Source organism: Pedobacter suwonensis (assembly GCF_044762335.1).
Classification (GTDB): domain Bacteria; phylum Bacteroidota; class Bacteroidia; order Sphingobacteriales; family Sphingobacteriaceae; genus Pedobacter.
The window spans coordinates 83703-100647 of sequence record NZ_JBIWEB010000002.1; the positions used below are offsets into that span (position 1 = coordinate 83703).

A 16945-nucleotide genomic window follows, 5' to 3' on the forward strand; every position below is an offset into this window, starting at 1 on the left:
ACTGCATTTGCTTTCCTAAAACATTATAAACTGGAAGCTCAGCATTCCTTGAGCCTTTTCTTGTCGCGCTTTGCGGTTAAATCTCCCTTTATGGCCAAACTCAGTAACTTTGCATTCTTTGCACCTTTTCTTATCGCGCTTTGCGGCTAAACCGCCCTTTATGGCCGAACTCAGTTTTCTCTGTGTTTCGTCTCAGTTTTCTCCGTGGTTAAAACAATATGCGCCCAACTTTGGGTTCTTTGCTCTTTTTCTTATCGCGCTTTGCGGCTAAACCGCCCTTTATGGCCGAACTCAGTTTTCTCTGTGCCTCATCTCTGTTACCTCAGTGGTTAACAATATGCACCAACTTTGCATGCTTTGCGCTTCTTCTTATCGCGCTTTGCGGTTAAACCGCCCTTTATGGCCAAACTCAGTTTTCTCTGTGTCTCGTCTCAGTTTTCTCTGTGGTTAAAACAATATGCGCCCAACTTTGCTTTGTTTGCGTTTCTTCTTCGCGCGCTTTGCGGTTAAACCGATCACCAAATTTTAAAACCACATATTTTTTTCTAAATTGTACCCATGAAATATTTATTCTCATCTCTTTTATTTGTATCCGCGCTCACTTCTTTTGCGCAGGATACTAAAACGATTAATCAATCTGGAAATCCAATATTTCCGGGGTGGTATGCAGACCCTGAAGCCGCTGTTTTCAACAATAAATACTGGGTTTACCCAACCTACTCTGCCAAGTACAAAGAACAGGTTTTTTTAGATGCCTTTTCTTCTGATGACCTGGTTAAATGGAAAAAACATCCTCATGTTTTAGATACTGCCGCGGTGAAGTGGGCCAATAAAGCCATGTGGGCACCAGCCATTATGCAAAAAGATAAAAAATACTATTTATTTTTCGGTGCTAACGATATCCAGAGCGACAATGAGGTGGGCGGAATCGGTGTAGCGGTGGCCGATAAACCAGAAGGTCCATTTAAAGATCATTTGGGCAAACCTTTGGTAGATAAATTTCATAATGGTGCACAACCGATTGACCAGTTTGTGTTTAAAGACAAAGACGGACAGTATTATTTAATTTATGGGGGCTGGAAACACTGTAATATTGCCAAGCTAAATAAAGATTTTACCGGCTTTTTGCCTTTTGATGATGGTAAGATTTTTAAAGAAATCACACCCGATAATTATGTAGAAGGGCCGTATATGTTCATCAGAAATGGTAAATATTATTTCATGTGGAGCGAAGGCGGCTGGACCGGACCAGATTATTCGGTAGCCTACGCGGTAAGCGATTCTCCGTTTGGCCCGTTTAAAAGGGTAGGTAAAATTTTGCAGCAAGACCCTACCATTGCCAGAGGAGCGGGGCACCACTCTTTAATCATCAATGAGAAAAAGAATAAATACTACATTGTTTACCACCGCAGGCCATTAACCGAAACGGATGGCAACCATCGCGAAACCTGTATCGATGAAATGAAATTTGATGCAGATGGAATGATTTTACCGGTAAAAATTACTAAAGAAGGCGTTAAGGCACAGAAATTTAAATAGCCGTAATCTCCAATTATCAGTTTGTAGTTTACAGTTAGCAGATGGTTAACTGTAAACTAATTTGTTTCCAATACCGTTTGTTGCTGGCGTTTATCTATCACGCTAAAACCATAGGCACAAAGCAATAAAATACAGGCCAACCCAAACCAGAGCCAATTGTAACCCAGGTGTTTGGCAATATAAAAACCAGCCAGTGGGCCAACCACTTGTGCGCAAGACCAGCTTAAAGTATAACCCGCTGCATATAAACCCCGGTTATGTTTGTTACTTCGGCTAATAACCACGGTATTGATAAATGGCAGTACAAACATTTCGCCAACCGTAAAGGTTACAATGGTTAACACAGCCGATAGCACATGAAAAATAATCGGTGCACTTAACACCAGGTAAGATACCGCAAAGAAAATTGAACCAATAATGATGAAAAATATGGGCGATCTTTTCTTTTCAATCTTATTGATCATAATCATTTCGAAAAGGGCGATGATGGCGCCATTTAAGCCAATAATAATGCCAATGGCAAATTCGTTAATATGCCATTCCTCTTTAAAAAATACGGGTACTACCCTGAACATTAAAAAAGCGCAGGTAATAAAAAGGGTAGTTAAAAGGATAAATTTTACATAAAAGGCATCTTGCCAGGGTTTTAAAATCACCATCGTGCTGCGGCTTTCTTTTGCTTTTTTGATAAAATCCTGCACTTTAGGTAGTAAAAGCAAGATCGACAGTCCAACGATTATACTCACCGAACCCTCTACGATAAACAAAAGCTTGTAGTTAATGGAGGCAATAATCCCTGCCATACTAATCCCGGCAGACCAACCGATATTTACCGCCAGCCGGTTAAGTGAATAGGAGCGGGTAATGGTCCCTTCTGCTGCATAATGTGCCACAGCGGTGAAATTGGCGGGCCGGAAAGCTTCAGAAAAGAAACTGATCACCACAGCCAGCACACATAGCGTAGAAAAATGGCTGATGGTAGAAAATAAGATAAATAATAATCCGCCAATAACAGAGGAAAGGATTTGTACCGGCCTGAACCCGATCATATCGGTTAGTTTACCACCGGTTGCAGAACCTAGAATAGAGCCCACACCAAATAAGGTAATGATTAAACCGGCATCCATTTCAGACCGATGCAGGCTTTGGGTAACGTATAAACCCATAAACGGAACCGCCATGCTGCCACAACGGTTAAACATCATCACAATACTTAAAAGCCAGGTTTCTTTGCTTAATCCGCTGAATGATGTTTTGTAAGTGTTGAAGATAAGTTTGAACATGGTGGGTTTAGATGGGGTAAAAATACCAAAAGCCAGCTGTTATTTAATCATTTTAATTCAATAACATCCATGGATTAATCGATTTGGAACTTTGAGGGGAACTCCCCTCCTGATTTAGGAGGGGCGGGGGTGGTTAGGAATGGAATCCTCTTTTAATCCTTTCCTTTTTAGGGAAAAATTGCATACTGGCGGACAGGGATTTACGGCATTCGCTATAACACGGTCGTCATTCCCGCGCAGGCGGGAATCTTAATGCGCTCGCTATTTTTTGCCTTTCGCCCAGTCTTGCCTCGGTTAGCCACCGAAGGGCTCTTACTTTTTTCAGTGCTTGTATATGTTTTTATTGGTCTTCAAGCTTGCTTCGCAGGTTGGCTTGGCCCAAAAGTAACAAACCTGAGCACAGCGAAAGCATGACAACCGATAAAAACAACAGATAAAAGGTCATAAACCCAAGGCTTGCATCGTTTTTTATCTGATAATGTTATTTTTATAGGTATAAAAGATTGCTACGCAATTCCTTGTAAAAACCTACGGAAATCTTTATTGCGGCAGCATCGAGGCTCTTAGCTCTTGATTGATTCCTTCGCGCTCGCTTTGATCCTGCCTTGGGCTGTGGTGTATGAAGGGGGGGTGCAAAGATTTCCGTGCTTTTTCCGGCGGAAATCTGCGAGGCCGGTAGCAGGGCGCAGATAGCATGGGGCATATTGCAGGGTGCGGTAACTTGTTTTTAGTCCTTTCCCTTTCAGTGGAAAGGTGCCAATAGGCGGATAGGGGTTTAAGGCACTCGCTATAATACCGTTGTCATCTGATAGCTTTGGGATCACATACAGAACTCGCCTTTTTTATTTCCACACATTTTCCCCAACTTAGCAGCATTAAATTACCTATGCCGCCAGAGAAAAGAACCCCAATAAGCAAAAATCCAGTTGCCAAGAAACCTGCCGTTAGGAAACCTGTAAACAGAAAAACCTCAACAAGCAGAAAAAAGAAAGGTGGTATTTCGGTTCAGCTGAAGTTGGTTATTGCAGGTTTATTGTTGGTTTTGCTCTCTCCATTTTATTACGGTTATGTATTAAGAAGTTTTGTGGCTACCTGGCGCTGGGTTAGAGACTGGGGGCAGGATCCGAATTACCGAACTTATGAAAGTTTTAACATTAAAATCCCTAAAAAATATACCGTTCACGGCATTGATGTTTCATATTATCAGGGTAAAATAAACTGGCAAAAGGTAAAGGAAATGAAAGAGGATGAGGTGAGCATCCGTTTTGCCTTTATCAAAGCGACAGAAGGCTTAATGCTGGTCGATCCATATTTTCAGCGTAACTGGCGCGAAGCGCCAAAGGCAGGCATTATTTGTGGAGCCTATCACTTTTTCAGGCCTAAAAAGGATGGTAAAACGCAGGCTAAATTTTTTTTACAAGTGGTAAATATCGAGAAGGGTGATTTACCACCCGTTGTGGATATTGAATCGTTAGATGGCGTTTCGGCGTTAAAAATGCGGGCTGAACTTGCTGATTTCCTTAATTATGTAGAAATGAAAACCAAGGTAAGGCCAATTATTTATACCGGGCTTAAATTTTATGAAGATTATTTGGGTGATCATTTTGATGATTATCCTTTATGGATTGCCCACTATTATCAACCAAAATTGAGAATGGATAAAAGCCGTTGGAAATTTTGGCAACACTCGGATAAAGCCAAAATTAATGGTATTGGCCATGTGGTTGATTTTAATGCTTTTAATGGTGATAGTTTGGCGTTGGATAGGTTGTTGGTTCGTTAGTCATTAGTTCATTATTTATTAACGATAAGCCTAATTTTTTCCGCTCTATGCCGCGGGGCATGGTAGTTTTTCACAGTTAATATTGTTTTTAGCGGTGTTCAAGAATGCTGCACATTTTGTCGCGCCAAAGTACCCAAAGCGCTTCGTCATCCGATAGCTATCGGATCCAGCAATGAGCCTTTTGCACAATTCCGCACGCATCGAAAAAACAGCGGCACTTTGTTTTCTGTCGGGTTGCGGTTGATGAACGTTGTGGGTTCCTTTTGACACAAAACTCACTGCGTTTGAGGTTTGGTAATGCTAGTTGTTCAAGTCTGCACCTGTTTTTTTGATTTCGCTGGCCCTTGGTCCCGATTGCTTGCTATCGGTAAATAGGCATACTTCGGTAAAACCTGCGTATTTTTAGAGCAAGCTAACATAATGCCTAAAAACAAATGCCGGAGATATGTACATACGCTGGGAGCCTTAGGATAAGCGATCTGTTTAAGAGGTTCAGTACGTCGTTAATAAATAATGAATAGATATTGATTTGGAGTTTAATTTTTTTAATCGGTTAATCGACTCCAAACGCCAAACACCCAACTCCAAACTACACTAGCCAGCTTTCACATTTCTCTAAGAAAAATTCATCAGCTTTGGCGCCGATACCGATTTCTTCGGGTACATCCAGAAAATAACCGTTATAGGTAAGGCCACCAACCACTGGATCAACTAAATGCCCCAATAGCGCTGTATCTAAATCAAAAAACTCAACATTAGGACTGGCCAATGCAAAATGCAGGTTGGCACTTAAAGCAATCCGGGTTTCGAGCATGCTGCCGATCATACACTTAACACCATGTTTTAAGGCTTCTTCATGGATTTTCTGCGCTTCTAGTATACCGCCAGACTTAGAAAATTTAATATTTAAATAAGTTGTTGATTGGCTGTTGATCAGTTTTCGGGCATCGTGGTGGTTATAGCAGCTTTCATCGGCCATTAATTTAATTGGCGAATTTACATTCAGCTCAGGTAATTGATCATCGTACCAGGTGCGCATGGGTTGTTCGCAAAATTCAATATTGTATTTTTCCAATTCGCCCAATGCAAACAAAGCGTCATCAAAACTCCAGCCCTGGTTGGCATCCAGGCGTAAAATCAAATCTTCGCCTACGGCTTCGCGGATGTGTTTTACCCTTTCTATATCATCATGTACCTTTTTGCCCAGTTTGATTTTCAAAATCCGGCAACCCTGACTTTTATATTTTAAAGCTGTAGTAGCCATTCCCGCTGGCGTATCAATGCCAATGGTCATGTCCGTTTCTATGGTGCGTTTGGTTCCGCCAAGAAATTTATACAAGGGTAAGTTTGCATTTTTTGCTGCAATATCAAACAAAGCCATATCGAAAGCACTTTTAATGGTATTGTTATGATCTGCATAACCCAATAAATCGTTCATCCGCTCCGGAATTTCTAAAGGATCTTTACCTTTTAAAATCGCGGCGAAATCTTTGGCCATGGCAATGCAGGTTTCCTGTGTTTCGCCAACAATCATCGGGAAAGCAGAACATTCTCCAATGCCGTGGATACCTGTATCCGTATAAATCCTGATCAACACATTCTGTGCAAAATGCATGGTTCCCGTGGCAATTACAAAAGGTTCCATCGGGATGCTAAAGCGGTATATTTCGGTATGGGTGATTTTCATGGTTTTAAGGTTGAAGGCTTGAAGGTTGAGGGTTTAGGGTGTAAGGTTGAGGGTGTAAGGTTTAGGGTTTAGGAGTTGTCTAATTCAAAACGCTGCCTGTCTTGCTCTATAATTGCTTTTAAATCTTCCTCCTTTGGTAAGTACAATAGATATTTACTGGCAAACAACTGATTTTTATCATTCAAAATTGAATATTTTACGATTGTTTCATCCTTTTCGGTACAGAGTAATAAGCCAATAGTTGGGTTGTCGCCATCATTTCTTTTCAAATCATCATACATCCTAACATACATATCTATTTGTCCGATGTCTTGATGGTTTAAACTGGTTGTTTTAAGATCAATGATTACGAAACATTTTAAAATGTAATTGTAGAAAACGAGGTCTATAAAAAAATCTGAAGTATCTGTTACAATGTGTTGCTGACGGGCAACGAAAGCGAAACCTTTTCCAAATTCCAGTAAAAATTTCTGAAGATGGTTTATAATTGCAGATTCTAAAGTTTTCTCTGTATTTTTAGTATTAGTATCCAATCCTAAAAATTCAAAAATATAAGGGTCTTTTATGTAATCCTGGATGTTTGGTTTCTGGTTTTTCGTGTTTGGTACAGTTAGGGAGCGTTCGTATGATAAAGAGTTGATCTGCCTTTGTAATTCTCTACTGTTCCAATTTGATGTTATTGATTCTTCTATATAGAATTTTCTTTTTTCTTCAGAATCTAATCTGGATAATAGCCTGTAATGTGTCCAACTCAATTCGTGACGCACTGCGTCACGAATTGGAAATGACTTGTAAAAGCCTCTTATATTTCGAAGATTGCTTTCATCAAAACCTTTCCCAAATTCCAAAGTTAATTGATTTGAAAGGGTCTTTAAGGTCGCAGCACCATACTCCGCTCGCAATTTTCCCTGCTGCTCATCTTCAACAATAAGTTTTCCAATTTGCCAGTAAGATTCAAGTAATGCAGAATTTGCCGCACGAAATACTTTCAAACGAGATTGGCTGATAATCGCTTTTATGGCATCAAATAACTCATTTTTGCTCAATTCCATTCCGTCAGGTAGATTTCCAACTAAAGTATAAAAACAAAAACTAAATCGGAACAGGTTTGTAGATTATTAATAGATTTACGCCTCGAAATAAAAAATCCATTTTCCTTCTTACATTTTACATTTCAAGTCATGTCTGAAACCAATAACTTAATCCACGCTTCATCACCATATTTGCTACAGCATGCCCACAACCCGGTTGATTGGTATGAGTGGGGGGCAGAAGCGCTGGAAAAAGCCAGATCTGAAAATAAACTGATTCTGGTAAGCATTGGTTACTCTGCCTGCCATTGGTGCCATGTAATGGAGCGGGAAAGTTTCGAAAACCATGAAGTGGCCGAGGTGATGAACCGTCATTTTATCTGTATCAAGGTAGATCGTGAAGAGCGTCCGGATATTGATCAGATTTACATGTATGCCATTCAACTTATGACGGGGAGCGGCGGCTGGCCTTTAAACTGTATTTGTTTACCCGATCAGCGTCCGATTTATGGTGGTACGTATTTCCGGAAAAACGATTGGATCAATATCCTTGAAAATGTTGCTGCACTTTGGGCAAATGAGCCTGATAAAGCCATTCAGTATGCCGAGCGATTAACTTCGGGCATTAAAGACAGTGAAAAGTTCATCGCTGCAGATATTACCCAGGAATATACCCAGGAACATTTAACTGGAATTATCGATCCCTGGAAGCGACATTTCGATATTGGTTACGGAGGTTATAACCGTGCCCCAAAATTTCCTTTGCCCAATAATTGGGTGTTTTTATTGCGTTATGGCTTTTTAAAAGATGATGAATCTGTTTTTACAGCGGTTTGTCATACCCTTGAAGAAATGAGCAGGGGAGGTATTTATGATCAGATTGGTGGTGGTTTTGCCCGTTATTCAGTTGATGATAAATGGCATGTGCCGCATTTCGAGAAGATGCTATATGATAATGCGCAACTAATCAGTTTGTATGCCGAAGCTTATCAATGTACCAGGTTCGATTCTTTTAAACAAACTGTAGTAGAAACGATAAATTGGGTCTCTGAGGAGATGACTTCTACAGATGGATTGTTTTATTCGGCATTGGATGCAGACAGTGAAGGCATAGAAGGCAAGTTCTATGTTTGGGATAAAGCGGAGTTCGACCAGGTTTTGGGAGACGATGCCCAACTAATTGGCGCTTATTATAACATTACTGAAGAGGGTAACTGGGAGGAAGAACAAACCAATATTTTGCGCAAAACCATCAGCGATGACGATTTACTTGCAAAATTTGATATTACGGCGGAGGTGCTTTACGATAAGGTAAACTCAGCCAAAACAAAATTAATGGCTGTGCGGAGTAAAAGGATCAGGCCGGGTTTGGATGATAAATGTTTAACAGCATGGAACGGGATGATGATTAAAGCACTGGCCGATGCTGCAGATGTGTTGAATCATGAACCATATTATCAAAAAGCCTCAACTGCAGCCCGTTTTATTTTAAATCACTTAAAATCAGAAAATAGCGGCTTATACCGGAACTATAAAAACGGAAAGGCCTCTATTACCGGTTTCCTGGATGATTACGCTTTTTTTATTGAGGCTTTAATTGCATTGTACGAATATGATTTTGATGAAAAATGGTTGGAAGAGGCAAAATCCCTGACCGATTATGTGATCGCTAATTTTACGGATCCAGATTCGCCCATGTTTTTTTATACGTCTGCAGAAAGTGAAGATTTAATTGCCCGTAAACACGAAGTGATGGACAATGTAATTCCTGCTTCGAACTCCGTAATGGCGCAAAACTTAAAAAAACTGGGATTGCTTTTTGATATTGAAAAATATAATGAAAAAGCTTCTGAAATGCTTGCTGCAGTTCATCCCAAGATTAAAAGTTATGGCTCTGCGTACTCCAATTGGGCCATCCAGTTGCTAAATGAAATTTATGGCATAAATGAAATTGCCATTACCGGTTTAGAAACGGATGTTGTTAAATTGGAATTAAGCAGCCATTATATTCCGAACAAAATTACATTGGGCGGAACAAAAAGTAACTTACCGCTGTTAAAAGGTAAGCAAAGCAATGAAACAAAAGTTTATATTTGCCGAAGTAAAGTATGCCAGTTGCCGGTTAACACTGTTGAGGAAGCATTATTGTATGTACAATAAATAAATTTAAATGAATATTTCACCAAACTCTGTAGTAGCGTTAACTTACGAATTGCATACTACTAACGAAGAAGGACAACAAGTTTTTGTAGAAAAAGCTGACGAACAAAATCCTTTAGTATTTTTATATGGCGTTGGCATGATGTTGCCTAAATTTGAAGAGCATTTAACTGGTTTAAAAACTGGTGATGAATATTCATTTGAACTATCTGCTGCAGATGGTTATGGTGATATTGATCCAGGTGCTTTTGCCGATCTTCCAAAAACGATGTTTACCGAGGCTGGTGGCGAATTGCCAAATGTTGGTGATGTGATTCCGTTACAGGATAACAATGGTAACCAATTTAGAGCTGGTGTTACTGCAGTACATGATGAAACGATCTCTGTAGATTTGAACCACCCAATGGCTGGTAAAAACTTAATGTTTAGCGGTGTGATTTTAAATGTTCGTGAAGCTACTCAAGACGAATTGGCTCACGGTCATGCACACGGTGCTGACGGTCATTCAGGTCACTAAGAAATAAAATATAAATGATATTAAAGAAGTCAGGTTTTGAATGGCAAATTGCAGTTTAAACTTGACTTCTTTTTTTAATACCCATTTTTAATCCTCAAAAACCTCTTCCAAAATCAGTTTTAGGCCAGGGATAATTGACGTAGTCAACTCTTAACCCTCGGTAAGCAGTTTGGTAGGCTGAAATTTGCCGTTTTCATCCAGGATATACCTGAAAAATGTTTTATCAGAAGGACTCACAATCCAGTATTCTTTAACACCTGCTTCTTCGTAGACTTCATATTTATTAATCAGTTCCTTTTTATTATTTCCAGGTGATAAAATCTCGACCACGATATCCGGAGCTCCAATGCATCCACGTTGATCTAATTTAGCGGGATCACAAACCACCACAATATCGGGCTGAACAACGGTAAAAACTTCTTTATCATCTTGCGATTTCTGCGCTAAGCGTACATCAAAAGGTGCTGAATAAACTCGGCAAGGTTTACTTTTTAGCGCATTATAAATTGGTCCAAAAATATTGCCTGAAATACCCTGGTGAATTCGAGAAGGAGCAGGACTCATTTTAAACAAGTGTCCCTTAATAATTTCCAAGCGCTCTTCAAATTCGAAACGCATGTAATCTGCGTAACTGTATAAAGCAGAAAAATCGACTTCATTAAGCGTCTTGTACGCAGGTTGTTCATCCTCAGTTGGGTATGGTTTAATATTTTTCATACCTTAATCTTTAAAAACCTCATCCAGTATGAGTTTAAAACCAGGCATAATTGATGTGTTCACCTCTTCACCTTCGGTGAGCATTTTGGTAGGCTGAAACTTGCCATTTTCATCAAGGATGTACCTGAAAAATGTTTTATGCGAAGGACTCACAATCCAGTATTCTTTAACACCTGCTTCTTCGTAGACTTCGTATTTATTGATCAGTTCCTTTTTATTATTTCCGGGTAATAAAATCTCTACCACGATATCCGGGGCACCAATGCAGCCACGCTCATCCAGTTTAGTCGGATCGCAAATTACTACAATATCGGGCTGCACTACGGTAAAAACTTCTCTGTCAGCTTGCGCTTTTTTAGCTAAACGTACATCAAAAGGCGCGGAATAAACTTCGCATCGATGACCATTTAGGGCATTGTAAATAGGGTTGAAAATCCTTCCAGATATTTTTTGGTGCATCCTGGAAGGGGCAGGGCTCATTTCAAAAATGTATCCCTTTATAATCTCTAAACGTTCTTCAAATTCGAAGCGCATATAATCTGCGTAACTGTAAGTAGCAGAAAAATCTATCTCGTTAAGGGTTTTAACGGGAGGTAGTTCATCTTCGGTTGGATAGGATTTGATATTTTTCATATATAAGGCGTTTAACCAAATATACTAAATATCTTAGTTTTTTTTAAAAATCAATTTTCAACCGCAGTCCACCATTGGTCAGGTTAAGGTTTTCTTTAGAGAAAGTTTTCATGGGCAATCGTAAAAAAGGTTCGATGGCAATGTTATTCTTTTTAGAGATTTTCTGCTTATAGCCCAAAGAAAAATTGTAGAATCCGATATATTTATCAGGATCTATACTCGCTTCGGGTTGAGGCTCAACCTTTTTTTCTTGTACAATCATGGTTTTAGAATCGGCATAACCATTAACTGCCGGAGCAGAAAAACTCTGAACCTGATTGACGATATAACTGTTTTGCTGTGAATTATTTAAAACAGCAAGGGCAGAAACCCCAACGTTGGTATAAAGTTTATCACTAATGTTATATTTTAATTCTAAAGGAATATTAATTCCGCGCACTTTAGCATCAACTGATGCTAAATTTTTACCCGATAAGGTTTGTGGTGCAGAAGCATTTAATGATTCTGTTGTACTAATAGAAGCATAAGATACACCAGAACTGATCGATAATTTGTTGGCGATGGCATACGATAAAGAAAACCCATAATTCATGGTTACCTTATTGTCGTTACCCATAGCCGGGGCAACATACACATCTGGTTGCCATTTGGAGTTCCCGCTCGACTTATCGGCAGGTTTCTGTTGGTTTACGTAGCTATCATGAGCCAGCAGTTTCTCAAAATCTGTTGGTGTAGTGAAGGGCTGAGGTTTTTTCTTTTCCGTTAAGATTTCAAACTGTTTTGATTTTAAACCTGAAAGATTTATCGCAGATAGTTTATTCTCCAAAAGGTTATGATTAACTGGATCTAACGCTTCAGATGCATTTAAAAGTGAATAATCGTTTCGCTGTTCTGTTGAAGGTTTTGCAATTGATGAAGTTTGAATGGCGCGACCAGCGGTTAAATTGGTTGAGGGATTAGTATTGTTATTTAAATGCGCGAAATCATTTTTAGAATGAAGATGAGTGTCGGTATGCCCGCCATGAGCAGCATTGTTTTTAATTTTAGGCTTAGTGATGACAACCATTTGCTTTTGAGCCGTGTTGTTTAACGTAAAAAATACACCTGCAACAATAAAAATAAGGGCAGCAGCAGCCCATAAAGGCCAGAAAGCGATGCCTCTTTTCTTTTTTTCTTTCTCCGAAAAGCGCTCCCAGGCACCACTAGAATAAGCTTCCTCATGGTTTTGGAGTTGTGCGGTAATCTGCTCAATTAATTCCTTATCCATTTTTTTCGTATGAGTTAACCATGGTATTTAGGTAAAGGGTACGTAACTTATTTTTAGAACGGGTGAGGTAAACACGACTGGAACTTTCAGGAATGTTTAACATCTTCGAAATCTCATCATGAGCGAAGCCTTCAATTTCATATAAGTTAAATACCAGTCTCTGCGTATCTGGTAAGTGATTTAGTAAATTTAAAATATCGTTAACGTGTAATTCAGAGGCAACAGATACCTGCGTAACCGGATGTTCACTTTCTGCTAAATCATCAACATAAAACTGGACTTTGGCACTCCGGATCTTATCTATCGCTGTCCGCGAAGCAATTTGCGCAATCCATCCTTTAAACGATCGTTGTAATTCTTCCGGGTTTTTGGGTGCCTTGAATCCGCCAACGTGTTTGAAAATCTTGATAAAACTATCATTTACAAGCTCTTCACTATCTGAAGGGTTTTTGGTATACCTTAAAATGATGCCCATTAAATAGCCGTAAAATGATTTATACATCATTTCTTTACAGCTATTGTCGTTTTTTACACAGCCTTTTAAAATTTCCTCAAAACTGAGTATTTTTTTGATCACCGTTGTAAGGGACTATTTATAAAAGGTTTATCATGGTTAACTGATGGCAAATTTAAGAAAATAACACCACCCAATTTGGGCGGTGTCGATTTTCGTTTTCACAGGTAGAGAAAATATTATTTGTTCGTCATCACAGACAAGCCAACGCCCGTACTATCGGTTTTGCTTGATAAACCTTTAGCCCAGATGGTATAAATTTTGCCTTTTTCAATTTTAACCGCAGGCAAGCTCACTTTAACTGCTCCACCTTGTTTTAATTGAAAAGTATAACTGTCATTTGGTGTTATATTGCTAAAAGTGGTAAACTCCTTAAAAGCTTTTGCCGTAAACAATGGTGCATCTGTACCTGCAATGGCCAAATCAAATGGCGCAGAGCCCGGGCTTAAGTTTACAAAACGAACTTTGGCCTTATCAGTTTCAGGTGCTTTCAAATCATCCTCAAGGATTAAAAGTTTGGTTGATTTTAAAGTATCCACTACGAAAACCGAATAAAAAGATCCTGATTTTAAAGTGGCATTAGCTGTCGTTAAATATTTTAAGGTATCCTTTTTGGCAACTCCCACTAATCTGATGCCTGGATAAGCCGCATAGTAGCCAAGATCTTTTGTGTACGTAAAGCTGTTTATTTTTTGGTTATCCAAAATAAAATCAAGCGCACCCGTTCCCGGTGATGCATGCACAAAGCCAATACCGGCAGCCTCTATCGGATCGTTGTTAAAATCCTTCTTGCAGGCTGTTATTGTTAAAGTAATCGCAAGGAGAGAGAGTATAATTTTTGTCGCAGTGCTAAAATTTTTCAAATCCGTTTTCATTTTAATGTTTAAATCAATTTCTGAACAAAACTGGTTAATGGCCATTAACGCTTTTTTCTTGTAAAACGATTAAGGGAATGAAAACGCTACAGCTGAAATTATTTTTTTATAATATTGGGTTTGCTAAAGAATTTTGACTTAATCGACGGTTACATCACCGTTAACAATTAATTTGCTTTTTAATGCTCTACCATTAACTTTCGCAGGTACGAAGGCTAGATCATCCGGGTGAAACTTAGCAAGGTCAATAATTTCAGTTTTGTTGTAGGATGGAGAAATAATTTTTACTCCATAATTAAGTAGCTTACCGCTATCGCTAACAGTAAAGATGTAGTTCAATTTGTGAAATCCTTTAATATGTTTTAATTCATTAGGGATACGAAAGCGTTCAGTTAAAAAGTACATTCCATATAAATTACCACCAATTTTTGCCGGATAACTAACTTTATCGCCCTCTTTTAGCGAATCAATTTCGTATGTTATCTCTTTAATTGGTACATTGTATTCTAACTTTTTAGTTGAGTAATTATATATCTGTTCAAGGGTATCCAAAGGACAGAAAAAATGCCAGCGGCCTATTCGTTCATTATTTTTATACATGCCTGTGGCAAATTTCTTTTTACCTGCAAGTATGGTCGCTATGCCATTCTTGATTCCCCTTTGTGATTTTAACTCGGTAGAGTGCTCAATAAAACCTCCGCGTACATAGCGGTAATGCGTGTGTGTAGAGTCTGTTTTTTGGGCTACAACAGTAAAAGAAATAAAATAGAGAAGGACGGAGAGAAGCGTTTTCATAATTTAAATTGGTTATATAAAGAAAAAGAGTTTTGATATCATTTCAAAACTCTTTTTCGTTTTATTTAGGAATACATTTCTTCGCGGAGTTTGGCAACATCCGCATTGTTAATGTATTCATCGTAAGTCATTAACTTATCGATAGTACCTTTTGGTGTAATTTCGATGATCCTGTTGGCAACAGTTTCTGTCAACTGGTGATCTCGTGAGGTAAATAATATGGTCCCCTTAAAATCTTTCATGCCATTGTTTAAGGCCTCGATCGATTCTAAATCCAGGTGGTTGGTCGGCTCATCAAACATCAGTAAGTTGGCTTGTTGCAACATCATTCTCGAAAACATACAACGCATTTTCTCACCTCCTGACAATACTTTAACATTTTTCAATACTTCCTCGCCCGAGAATAACATACGGCCTAAAAAGCTGCGAACAAATTGCTCATCAGCATCGGTACCAGAATACTCACGCAACCAGTCTACCAGGTTTTCGTCTTTACCAGCAAAATATTCAGTATTATCATTTGGGATATCTGCAGTGCTAATGGTAACGCCCCATTTAAATTCACCTTTATGATCGGTATCTCTACCCGTCAAAACATCGTAAAATGCGGCGGTAGCTAAACTGTTTTGAGATAAAATAGCAATTTTATCGCCCTTGTTTACCATAAACGTAACTTTATCGAACAATATGCCGTCATTTCCGCTTTTACCAAGGTTTTCTACCTGTAAAATCTGGTCGCCGGCCTCGCGACCGGTATTGTTGAATATAATGGCCGGATATTTTCTGCTCGAAGCTTTGATTTCGGTGATATCAATCTTATCTAAAGCTTTCTTACGTGAGGTAGCCTGTTTTGACTTGGAAGCATTTGCACTGAACCTGCGGATAAATTCCTGAAGTTCTTTCACCTTATCTTCCATTTTCTTATTCTGGTCGCTGCGCTGTTTTAAAGCCAGCTGACTTGATTCGTACCAGAAAGTATAGTTACCGGTATAGATACTCATTTTAGCAAAATCGATATCCACAATGTGCGTACAAACGGCATCTAAAAAGTGCCTGTCGTGCGATACCACCAATACAATATTCTGATAATCAGCCAGGAAGTTTTCCAGCCAGGCAATGGTTTCGATGTCCAAATCGTTGGTCGGCTCATCCAGTAACAAAATATCCGGATTACCAAAAAGTGCCTGTGCCAATAACACACGTACTTTTTGTGTGTTATCCAGTTCCTTTAACAATTTATAGTGATTATCTTCGGTAATGCCCAGGTTGCTCAGCATGGTTGCCGCATTGCTTTCCATGTTCCAGCCATCCATTTCTGCAAAAAGATTTTCAAGTTCTCCGGCGCGTTCACCATCTTTCTCCGAGAAATCTTCTTTCATATAAATGGCATCTTTCTCTTTCATGATGGCATAAAGTTCTTTATGACCAATCATTACGGTTTCAAGCACCGAAAACTCATCAAATTCGTAGTGATTTTGTTTTAAAACCGCCATTCTCTCGCCTGGAGTAAAAGCTACGCTACCAGAGGTTTGACTCACTTCTCCTGATAAAATTTTAAGAAAAGTAGATTTGCCTGCGCCGTTAGCCCCAATTACGCCATAGCAGTTGCCCTGGGTAAATTTGAGGTTAACATCTTCAAATAATGTGCGTTTGCCGTACCGTAAAGATAAATTAGAAACTGAAATCATGCTATAATTGAAATAAGCCGCAAAGATACGCAAAAAGGTTGAGGGTAGAAAGGCATTTGCCTGTTGTAAAGTTTGAAGGTTTTAATGTTGGAAAGTTTAAATGCTGTATGTTTAGAAAGTTGAAATATTTTAGCAAACGAATGGTTTGGTTCTTGGTGGCAGATGAAGTCCCGTTATTCGCTTTACTCCGTTGCACTCCGTGTTCGCTGCTACCGGGTTTAGTTCACTGCGGGGAGAAGCTTTTGGCCAATGGCTTAAAATTTAGTTCCAGAAATTAAAACTTAATAAGCAAATTAAATTAAGGAGTACGTCATTCTCGCGTAGGCCTATCGTGTGTACACACCTTTTTTAAGTATTTTTAGGCGTTTTGCTAACCAACTTTAATAAAGCACGGATTTTAACCAAGGACGCTGTCAATCCCAAGAGCCGGGGAAATCAAAAAAACAGGCGCACAAC

General features: G+C 39.1%; 14 protein-coding genes. 4 read left to right on the top strand and 10 right to left on the bottom strand.

All coding sequences use genetic code 11. From position 1 onward, the window contains the following. Window positions 1–558 precede the first annotated feature (558 nt). Complete coding sequence (locus tag ACIQXP_RS03990; RefSeq protein ID WP_387504562.1) at window positions 559–1539, top strand: glycoside hydrolase family 43 protein; 981 nt, start codon at window positions 559–561, stop codon at window positions 1537–1539. A gap of 56 nt (window positions 1540–1595) precedes the next feature. Here ACIQXP_RS03990 and ACIQXP_RS03995 read toward each other — a convergent pair whose 3' ends face one another. Next, a complete protein-coding gene (locus tag ACIQXP_RS03995; protein ID WP_387504564.1) occupies window positions 1596–2822 on the bottom strand; it encodes an MFS transporter in 1227 nt (408 codons plus the stop codon). Between the two features lie 886 nt (window positions 2823–3708). On the opposite strand from ACIQXP_RS03995, the gene ACIQXP_RS04000 reads away from it, so the two are divergent. Beyond that, window positions 3709–4605, top strand: a complete 897-nt coding sequence (locus ACIQXP_RS04000; protein WP_387504565.1) for a glycoside hydrolase family 25 protein — start codon at window positions 3709–3711, stop codon at window positions 4603–4605. Between the two features lie 589 nt (window positions 4606–5194). Here the strand turns inward: ACIQXP_RS04000 and ACIQXP_RS04005 are convergent. Together ACIQXP_RS04005 and ACIQXP_RS04010 are read right to left on the bottom strand one after the other, a co-directional pair. Then, entirely contained in the window at window positions 5195–6292 is a 1098-nt protein-coding gene (locus ACIQXP_RS04005) for a mandelate racemase/muconate lactonizing enzyme family protein (RefSeq protein WP_387504566.1), read from the bottom strand. Between the two features lie 68 nt (window positions 6293–6360). Next, window positions 6361–7344: a PDDEXK nuclease domain-containing protein gene (locus ACIQXP_RS04010; protein ID WP_387504567.1), complete on the bottom strand. Its 984-nt coding sequence runs from the start codon at window positions 7342–7344 to the stop codon at window positions 6361–6363. 129 nt (window positions 7345–7473) lie between these two features. Between ACIQXP_RS04010 and ACIQXP_RS04015 the strand changes: the two genes are divergently transcribed. Together ACIQXP_RS04015 and ACIQXP_RS04020 are read left to right on the top strand one after the other, a co-directional pair. Then, window positions 7474–9483 (top strand): thioredoxin domain-containing protein, encoded by a 2010-nt coding sequence (locus ACIQXP_RS04015; protein WP_387504568.1) that lies wholly within the window; start codon window positions 7474–7476, stop codon window positions 9481–9483. 10 nt (window positions 9484–9493) lie between these two features. Continuing rightward, window positions 9494–10000, top strand: a complete 507-nt coding sequence (locus ACIQXP_RS04020; protein ID WP_090987807.1) for an FKBP-type peptidyl-prolyl cis-trans isomerase — start codon at window positions 9494–9496, stop codon at window positions 9998–10000. 150 nt (window positions 10001–10150) lie between these two features. Here ACIQXP_RS04020 and ACIQXP_RS04025 read toward each other — a convergent pair whose 3' ends face one another. The 7 genes from ACIQXP_RS04025 to ACIQXP_RS04055 all read right to left on the bottom strand — a co-directional run bounded on the left by ACIQXP_RS04025 (window position 10151) and on the right by ACIQXP_RS04055 (window position 16489). After that, window positions 10151–10717, bottom strand: a complete 567-nt coding sequence (locus tag ACIQXP_RS04025) for a Uma2 family endonuclease (protein ID WP_387504569.1) — start codon at window positions 10715–10717, stop codon at window positions 10151–10153. 3 nt (window positions 10718–10720) lie between these two features. Further along, window positions 10721–11350 (bottom strand): Uma2 family endonuclease, encoded by a 630-nt coding sequence (locus tag ACIQXP_RS04030; RefSeq protein ID WP_387504570.1) that lies wholly within the window; start codon window positions 11348–11350, stop codon window positions 10721–10723. A gap of 43 nt (window positions 11351–11393) precedes the next feature. Further along, complete coding sequence (locus ACIQXP_RS04035; RefSeq protein WP_387504571.1) at window positions 11394–12617, bottom strand: hypothetical protein; 1224 nt, start codon at window positions 12615–12617, stop codon at window positions 11394–11396. Then, a complete protein-coding gene (locus tag ACIQXP_RS04040) occupies window positions 12610–13194 on the bottom strand; it encodes an RNA polymerase sigma factor (RefSeq protein WP_293741541.1) in 585 nt (194 codons plus the stop codon). The genes ACIQXP_RS04035 and ACIQXP_RS04040 overlap by 8 nt, the downstream gene beginning before the upstream one ends. Before the next feature lie 116 nt (window positions 13195–13310). Next, window positions 13311–14006, bottom strand: coding sequence for a DUF4397 domain-containing protein (locus ACIQXP_RS04045; RefSeq protein WP_293741542.1), 696 nt, complete (start codon window positions 14004–14006; stop codon window positions 13311–13313). Window positions 14007–14144: 138 nt separating this feature from the next. Then, window positions 14145–14801 carry a hypothetical protein gene (locus ACIQXP_RS04050; RefSeq protein WP_293741543.1) on the bottom strand — a complete coding sequence of 219 codons (657 nt, stop codon included), beginning with the start codon at window positions 14799–14801 and terminating at the stop codon, window positions 14145–14147. Window positions 14802–14866: 65 nt separating this feature from the next. After that, a complete protein-coding gene (locus ACIQXP_RS04055; protein WP_090987794.1) occupies window positions 14867–16489 on the bottom strand; it encodes an ABC-F family ATP-binding cassette domain-containing protein in 1623 nt (540 codons plus the stop codon). Between the last annotated feature and the right edge of the window lie 456 nt (window positions 16490–16945).

Coding starts and splice junctions, on each gene's coding strand:
- ACIQXP_RS03990 (WP_387504562.1), top strand. CDS start 559: ATGAAATATTTATTCTCATCTCTTTTATTTGTATCCGCGCTCACTTCT.
- ACIQXP_RS04050 (WP_293741543.1), bottom strand. CDS start 14,801: ATGAAAACGCTTCTCTCCGTCCTTCTCTATTTTATTTCTTTTACTGTT.
- ACIQXP_RS03995 (WP_387504564.1), bottom strand. CDS start 2,822: ATGTTCAAACTTATCTTCAACACTTACAAAACATCATTCAGCGGATTA.
- ACIQXP_RS04015 (WP_387504568.1), top strand. CDS start 7,474: ATGTCTGAAACCAATAACTTAATCCACGCTTCATCACCATATTTGCTA.
- ACIQXP_RS04030 (WP_387504570.1), bottom strand. CDS start 11,350: ATGAAAAATATCAAATCCTATCCAACCGAAGATGAACTACCTCCCGTT.
- ACIQXP_RS04055 (WP_090987794.1), bottom strand. CDS start 16,489: ATGATTTCAGTTTCTAATTTATCTTTACGGTACGGCAAACGCACATTA.
- ACIQXP_RS04025 (WP_387504569.1), bottom strand. CDS start 10,717: ATGAAAAATATTAAACCATACCCAACTGAGGATGAACAACCTGCGTAC.
- ACIQXP_RS04010 (WP_387504567.1), bottom strand. CDS start 7,344: ATGGAATTGAGCAAAAATGAGTTATTTGATGCCATAAAAGCGATTATC.
- ACIQXP_RS04035 (WP_387504571.1), bottom strand. CDS start 12,617: ATGGATAAGGAATTAATTGAGCAGATTACCGCACAACTCCAAAACCAT.
- ACIQXP_RS04000 (WP_387504565.1), top strand. CDS start 3,709: ATGCCGCCAGAGAAAAGAACCCCAATAAGCAAAAATCCAGTTGCCAAG.
- ACIQXP_RS04005 (WP_387504566.1), bottom strand. CDS start 6,292: ATGAAAATCACCCATACCGAAATATACCGCTTTAGCATCCCGATGGAA.
- ACIQXP_RS04045 (WP_293741542.1), bottom strand. CDS start 14,006: ATGAAAACGGATTTGAAAAATTTTAGCACTGCGACAAAAATTATACTC.
- ACIQXP_RS04020 (WP_090987807.1), top strand. CDS start 9,494: ATGAATATTTCACCAAACTCTGTAGTAGCGTTAACTTACGAATTGCAT.